We start from the raw sequence: 6,942 nt of genomic DNA, 5'->3' as shown, positions 1-6,942 counted from the left end.
ACCCGCGGGGGCCGTGGGACGTGACGGTCGCGCACTCGTTGCCCACCGCCGGGTTCAGGGCCGCGGCGCCGTCGACGCTGTTGCCGCAGACGTTCACCGGGATGTGGACCGGGACCTGGACGAGGTTGCCGGAGAGCACGCCGGGGGAGTGGGCGGCCTTGCCGTGCGCCTCGGAGTCGGCCAGGGCGGGAGAGGCGGCGCCGGCCGCCATCAGGACACCGGCGACAATCGCAGCACTCTTCGTGTACTTCATTTTGAATATCCTTCCCGCAGAGGTGTATGCCGCATACACGACCCTCGCGCTGCGCACACAGTTTCCTGTCCGTCAACACCGCTGCAGTATGAGTAACGAGTGGCTCCGGAAAAGGAAACCGCGCAATATGGGGGAGTGTTCCGGAGTTCACTCCGATGCTCTCGCGGTGCTCGTCGGGCCGAATTTTCGGCAGGTATTACCCGGGTGAATTGACCCGGGAATTCACTGCACCGGAAGCGGGAGGCGAGACGACGAGACCGCCGCGACCCGCGAGGGTGCGGCGGCCTCGTGTGCGAGGAGTGGCGGGGCTCAGCTGCCGACGGCGCCGTTGCCGGACAGGATCGGGATGTTGCTGAGGATGTGCGAGAGCGGCTCGTCGCCCTTGGCCTGGGTGGAGTTCTCGGTGCACTGCTGGTTCTGCGGCGCGGACAGGATCGGGACGTCCTGCAGGACGCCGACCGCGGCGAGGCCGGCGAGGCCCTGGAGGTTGGCCTTGGCCGGGAGCGCGATGCACGGCTTGTTGAGCGAGCCCTGGATGAGCGCCATCTGCGGGCTCATGTTGCCGTGCGTGGACTGGTTGCCGTAGATCTGGGCGGCGCCGTTGCCGTTGACGCTGGTCACGCCACCGTCGTTCCCGATAGCCATCGCCTGCGTCGCGCCCATGCCCACGACGGAGGCCGCGACCGCCGCCGTGGCCATCATCTTCTTGATCACTGTCGTCCCTTTTCTGAAAGATTGCCCGGTAACGGGAGCAACCGGATCAACTGCCCGGCCATGGTTTGGGTTGCGTCTCTTCACCCGAATGGCGGTGTGGACGCGGAAGTGCCCGGCTCGCGCGTCCGCGCGCGCCGGGCGCTCCAACTACCCTTGCAGACAGGGCTACTTGTTCACGCAGGTGTTGCCGAAAGCCGGGTTCAGCAGTGCGATCACATTGACGGTGTTGCCACACACGTTCACCGGCACGTGCACCGGCACCTGGACGAGGTTCCCGCTGAGGACACCCGGAGAGCCCGCGGCGACACCCTCGGCGCTCGCGCCGCTCCCGCCGTGTGCGGAGGCCAGGCCGGCGCCGCCCATCAGCACCGCAGCACTCGCGACCGCCATCGTGGTGCCGCGGATCAGCCTCTTCTTCATCTCCGATTTTCCTTTCGGTTCGAACAATGGTGCACCCCCATAACGACCCGTCTTGCGTGAGGGTGCGCACGATCGCCCAAAAGGCCGTACGCGCGAGTCCGACGTGATTTCCCCCCCGATTTCTGACAAAGTGCACTCCTGTTTTGACGCCTTGATCGAAATTGGAGACCGGGTCATGCCGAAGGCTGCGAAGTCGATTGGGCGTACGGCCTTCCGTGCCCTCGCCGCGCTGTCGTGTCTGGGGCTTTCGGTGACACTTCCGGCAGCCTGGGCGGCTCCGCCGGAGCCCTCCCTCCAGCAGGAATCCGCCCGGCTCCCCTTCACGCAGCGCTACCACGCGGTCCAGCGCGGCGGGCTGGTGCGGGCCTCCAACTCGGGCATCAGCTGCGGTCGGCGCAAGGACCAGGACTCGAAGGTCTGCCGCGAGGTCAAGCGGGGCGCCGCCGGGGTCAACAGCGACTTCGACATGTTCTACAGCGACCTGGACCGCGACCCGAACACGTACAACTCCACCCGGGCCGAGCTGCGGATCCCGGATGGCGCCAGAGTGACGTACGCGCGGCTCTACTGGGGCGGGAACCTCCGCGTCGGGGAGCAGAAACCGCCGGAGGACAACGGCCGCGTGCTGATCGCCGAGCCGCGCGGGGAGTACAAGGACGTCCTGGCCGACACCCGGATCGGGCACCGTACGGCCGATGGAAGCGACGCCTACCAGGCGTCGGCCGACGTGACCCCGCTCGTGCAGAAGTTCGGCACGGGCGTCTGGACGGTGGCGCAGCTGAACATCGCGATGGGCAGCTCGGAGGTCGGCGCCTGGGGCGGCTGGACCCTCGTCGCGGCGTACGAGCACCCGAAGGAGCCGCTGCGGGAGCTGTCGCTCTGGGACGGCTTCGAGGCCCTGGCCGACGGGGGGTCGGGCACTGCCGCCGAAGCCGCGACGGTCAGGCTCGACGGGATGAACGTGCCCGCGGGCGCCGCAGGGCGGGCCGGGATGGTCGGCTACGACGGGGACCGGGGCGTCCTCGGGGACTCACTCGGTGTGACGGCGGACAACGGTCGCCGCGTCAGCCTCAGCGATTCCGAGAATCCGTTCAACGACGTCATGAATTCCACGATCACGGATTTCGGCCGACCCACGCCGAAGCGGCAGCCTAATCATATTAATAGTCTCGGATATGACGCTGATGTGTTCGATATCAGTCCCGCGCTGTCCGGTGGCGCCCGCAGCCTGACCTTCAGGTTCGAGGCCGAAGACCAGGGTCATTTCCTCGGCGTGCTCTTCGTACAGGCAGACGCACGCCGCTGAATCGTACGGAGACCGCTCGACGTGCAGTCAGGCTCGCAAACTCAATCGCACGCGTCGGCCGGAGACCGGCTGACCGTCCTCCACCTCGTCCAGCCCGTGGACGGCGGAGTCGCCAGGGTCGTCACCGACCTCGTCCGGGCCCAGGCCCGGGAGGGGCTGCGGGCCGTCGTGGGCTGCCCGCCCGGCGGTGAACTCGCCGCCGCCGCCCGGGAGGCCGGTGCCGAGGTCCACACCTGGCGGGCAGGCCGGGCCCCCGGCCCCGCGCTGGCCGCCGAGACGCTCGGCGCCGCCCGGCTCGTCGAGCGGGTCCGCCCGGACCTGCTGCACGCCCACAGCGCCAAGGCGGGGCTGGCCGGACGGCTGGCCGTGCGCGGCGACCTGCCCACCCTCTTCCAGCCGCACGCCTGGTCCTTCGACGCCGTCGGCGGCACCACCGCCGCACTCGCCCTCAGATGGGAGCGGTTCGGGGCCCGTTGGGCCGACCGGGTGCTCTGCGTCAGCGAATCCGAACGGCGTGCCGGGGAGGCCGCCGGGATCGCCGCCCGCTGGTCGGTGATCCGCAACGGCGTCGACCTCGACCGGTTCCGGCCGGGCGGCGGCGAGGAGCGGGCCGTGGCCCGCGCGGCCCTCCCCCTCCTCTCCCAGTCCTCCCCGCAGGGACCGCTGGCCGTCTGTGTCGGCCGGCTGTGCCAGCAGAAGGGCCAGGACGTGCTGCTGCGCGCCTGGCCGGAGGTCACCGCCCAGGCGCCCACCGCCCGGCTCGTGCTCGTCGGGGACGGCCCGGACGCCGAGCGGCTGCGCCACGCGGCCCCGCCGGGCGTCCTGTTCGCGGGAGCCGCCACGGACATCAGGCCGTGGCTTCAGGCCGCCGATCTCGTTGTACTGCCGTCGCGTTGGGAAGGCATGGCGCTCGCCCCGCTGGAGGCCATGGCCTGCGGCCGACCGGTCGTGGTGTCCGACGTCAGCGGCGCCCGCGAAAGCCTGCCGCCCGGTCAGGCGCAGCTGTGCCTGGTACCGCCGGAGGATCCGACGGCGCTGGCCAAGGCGCTGGGCCGGCTGCTCGCCGAACCGCGGCTGCTCGACACGCTGGGGCGCCAGGCCCAGGAGCACGCGCGTACCGAGTTCGACGTGCGGCGCACCACGGCCGCGGTCACCGGCCTGTACCACGAACTGCTGGGCCGGCCCCAGCCCTTGACCGAGGAGCGCAACAGCCGATGACCATGGAGAGCGCACACGCGCCGCACACCGGTCGGAAGGGCGCGGGACCCGCTGCGGCACCGCCCGGCGGCACGGCCGTCCGGCCCGCGGTGACCTCGATCCACCCGCCCCGCGCACCGCAGGCCGAGCAGGCCCGGCCGACCGTGCGCCCGCAGCGCGTGCGCCGCCGCGCCGGAGTGCTCCCGCTCGCCACCGCCGACGCCCTGGCCGTGGCCCTGACCACCGCGGCCGCGCCGGGGCTGGACTGGTCGCCGCAGGCCGCCGCGCCGCTCGCGGTGCTGTCCCTGGCGCTGCACGCACAGGCCGGGCTCTACCGGCCCCGGCTCTCTCCCTCGGCGCTGCTCGAACTGCCCGCGCTGATCGGCCGTTCGGTGGTGCTCTGGTGTGCCGCGGCCGCCGTGATGGCGGCGCTCGACCCCCGGCACGCCGTCGGCTGGAGCGGGCTGGCGGCCGCTGTCGGCCTTCAGGTCGTACTGACGTGCGCGGGACGCGGGTTTGTCCACCAGCTGCGACGCCGGACCGCGGTGCGCAGGCCGCGCTCCGCGCTCGTGGTCGGTCCGGGCACGGGTGCGCGGGCCGTGGCGGCCGCGCTCCAGGGGCGGGCCGAGTACGGGCTGCGCCCGGTCGGGCTCGCGGACCCGGGACCGTCCGCGGAGGCCGAGGCGGGCGGAGCGCTGCCGGTGCTGGGCACTCATGAGGACGTACGCCGGGCAGTGATCCAGAATTCCGTGCGCGAGGCCGTCTTCACCCGGCCGCCCGAGGCGGACGAGCGCACCGCCGCCCTGGTCCGGCTCTTCCACGACCACGGGTGCCGGCTCTGGCTCGCCGACCCGGCGGGCACCGCCAAGGTGACCGGCATGCGGGTGGCCCAGCCCGGTGACCAGCTGTGGGGCTTCGCCGTACAGCCGCTGCTGCCCCGCCCCGCCCGCCCGCTGGAGCGGTGCGCCAAGCGGCTGATCGACGGTCTGCTCGCCGCCCTCGCGCTGCTCGCCGCCGCGCCGGTGATGGCGCTGTGCGCCCTGGCCGTACGGCTCTCCGACGGCCCGGGGGTGATCTTCCGTCAGGAGCGGGTCGGCCTCTACGGACGCCCCTTCACCCTGCTGAAGTTCCGCACCCTGCGGCCGGAGAACGAGCACGAGTCCGCGACCCGGTGGACCGTGGCCAACGACCACCGGATGAGCCTGGTCGGCAGCTTCCTGCGCAAGTCCTCCCTGGACGAGCTGCCCCAGCTGTGGAACGTCGTACGGGGTGACATGAGCCTGGTCGGGCCGCGACCCGAACGGCCCTTCTTCGTGGCGAAGTTCAGCAGTGTCCACCCCGGCTACGAAGCCCGGCACCGGATGCCCGTCGGCATCACGGGCCTCGCCCAGATCAACGGGCTGCGCGGAGACACCTCCATCGAGGACCGCGCCCGGTTCGACAACCACTACATCGACACCTGGTCGCTCTGGCAGGACGTGTGGATCCTGGCCCGCACCGCGGCCTCCTTCTTCCGCTTCCGGCTGGGAGGCAGCTGACCATGAGCAGCGTCGCGCCCGCACCGCTCGCCCTGCCCGCACTCCCCGTACTCCTGCGCCGCCACTGGCCGCTGCTGCCGCTGGCCGCGACCGTCCTGCTCCTCCTGCTCCCGCTGCCCGCCGGCGACGCCACCGCCTCCGGCAAGGTCGCCCCCGCCGACGCGGCCTCGCTGCTGCTCGTCGCCGTCTGCGCGCTCCAGGCGCTGCGCGGCCGGGTGCGGCCGCTGAGCCCCCTCGCCGCACTGATCATCGGACTGCCCGCGGTCGGCCTCGCCGTCGCCACCGTCACCGCCGGCGATCCGTACGCCGCCCTGCCCGGCTTCGTGCGCTACCTCCAGGTGTTCGTGCTCGTGCCGGCCGCCGTGGTGCTGCTGGTCCGCGACGCGCGCGAATTCCGGCTGGCGGGCGGGTGCTTCGTCGTCCTGGCGCTCGTCCAGGGCGCCGTGGGCGTGATGCAGTACGTCACCCGCACCGGGGCGTCCTACCAGGGCGAGTACATCCGCGCGGTGGGGACCTTCGGGCCCGGCGACGTCATGGGCATGGCCACCGTCGTGGCGTACGGGCTGGTCGTGGCGACCGCCGTGGCGCTCGCCCCGGAGGGCACCGTGAACCGGCGGCTCCGCAGGGCGGCCACCGTCAGCGCCCTCGCCCTCGTCGTACCGCTCGTCCTGTCGTTCAGCCGCGGCGCCTGGATCGCGACCGCGGGGGCCGCCCTCGTGGTGATGCTGATCTCCGGGGTCCGGCGGGCCCTGACGGTCGCCGCCGCCCTCGTCGCGGCCGGCGTCGTGCTCGTCGGCGGCTTCGGCGTCGGCTCCGCGATGATGACGGAGCGGCTGACCAGCATCACCCAGGTCAGCAGCGCCCCCGACCAGTCCGTCACCGACCGGTACACGATGTGGGCAGCGGCCGCGTCCATGTGGCAGGAGCGGCCCGCCGCCGGGGTCGGGCTCAAGGGCTTCCCCGCCCACCGGGACGGCCACGCGACCCTGGGCCTGTCCTCCGGCAGCGACACCGCCGGCGCGGGGCAGGCGTACGTCCGCCAGCCGCTGCTGTCCCCGCACAACATGTACCTGCTGATCCTCAGCGAGCAGGGGCTGATCGGGCTCGTGGCCCTGGCCGGCGGCTGGGCCGCCGTGCTCGTCGCCGGGATCCGCAGGCTGGCCTCCCCCGATCCGGCGGCCCGCCGGATGCGGGACTGCGGACTGCTCGCCACCGGACTGCTGATCTGGCAGCTCACCAACTTCCTCTACGCGGACATCGGCGGACCCTCGACCGTCCTCACCGGTGTGATCTTCGGCCTCGCCTGCTGGTGGGCGCTGACCCCTCGGGACACCCCTGAAGGAGCGCCCTCGCGGTGACCGACACGACGCCCGCCATGGGCATCCAGCGTCCCGGCTTCGCGGGGGAGCCGTACCCCGCGGCGGACGGGGGAACACAAGCGACAGAAGGAAGGAGGAAGACAACGGAAGTTGGGGCGGTGGTTCCCTTCAGAGAGGAGAGGGAGATGACCAAGA

The 6,942-nt window shown here is 72.3% G+C and carries 7 protein-coding genes; 4 read left to right on the top strand and 3 right to left on the bottom strand.

The genetic code is table 11. From position 1 onward, the window contains the following. The 3 genes from ACZ7H1_RS14505 to ACZ7H1_RS14495 all read right to left on the bottom strand — a co-directional run. The coding region (locus ACZ7H1_RS14505) for a chaplin (protein ID WP_470786629.1) at positions 1 to 253 on the bottom strand (253 nt) is incomplete at its 3' end. Between the two features lie 309 nt (positions 254 to 562). After that, positions 563 to 967, bottom strand: coding sequence for a rodlin (locus ACZ7H1_RS14500; protein WP_470786627.1), 405 nt, complete (start codon positions 965 to 967; stop codon positions 563 to 565). 165 nt (positions 968 to 1,132) lie between these two features. Further along, positions 1,133 to 1,387 (bottom strand): chaplin, encoded by a 255-nt coding sequence (locus tag ACZ7H1_RS14495; RefSeq protein ID WP_470786626.1) that lies wholly within the window; start codon positions 1,385 to 1,387, stop codon positions 1,133 to 1,135. 175 nt (positions 1,388 to 1,562) lie between these two features. Between ACZ7H1_RS14495 and ACZ7H1_RS14490 the strand changes: the two genes are divergently transcribed. Genes ACZ7H1_RS14490 through ACZ7H1_RS14475 form a run of 4 tightly spaced genes read left to right on the top strand, consistent with a single transcriptional unit; the run spans position 1,563 to position 6,786 of the window. After that, positions 1,563 to 2,693: a DUF3344 domain-containing protein gene (locus ACZ7H1_RS14490; RefSeq protein WP_470786625.1), complete on the top strand. Its 1,131-nt coding sequence runs from the start codon at positions 1,563 to 1,565 to the stop codon at positions 2,691 to 2,693. A gap of 21 nt (positions 2,694 to 2,714) precedes the next feature. Beyond that, the gene (locus ACZ7H1_RS14485) at positions 2,715 to 3,911 is read left to right on the top strand and encodes a glycosyltransferase family 4 protein (RefSeq protein ID WP_470786623.1); all 1,197 of its coding nucleotides are present in this window, start codon (positions 2,715 to 2,717) and stop codon (positions 3,909 to 3,911) included. Continuing rightward, positions 3,908 to 5,428 (top strand): sugar transferase, encoded by a 1,521-nt coding sequence (locus tag ACZ7H1_RS14480; RefSeq protein WP_470786622.1) that lies wholly within the window; start codon positions 3,908 to 3,910, stop codon positions 5,426 to 5,428. Before ACZ7H1_RS14485 ends, ACZ7H1_RS14480 begins: the two co-directional genes overlap by 4 nt. Before the next feature lie 2 nt (positions 5,429 to 5,430). Then, entirely contained in the window at positions 5,431 to 6,786 is a 1,356-nt protein-coding gene (locus ACZ7H1_RS14475; protein WP_470786620.1) for an O-antigen ligase family protein, read from the top strand. Positions 6,787 to 6,942 lie beyond the last annotated feature (156 nt).

This window comes from Streptomyces sp. NPDC037401 (assembly GCF_055602345.1).
The sequence above is the reverse complement of the archived record's forward strand: the minus strand, read 5'-3'. Positions and strand labels throughout refer to the sequence as shown.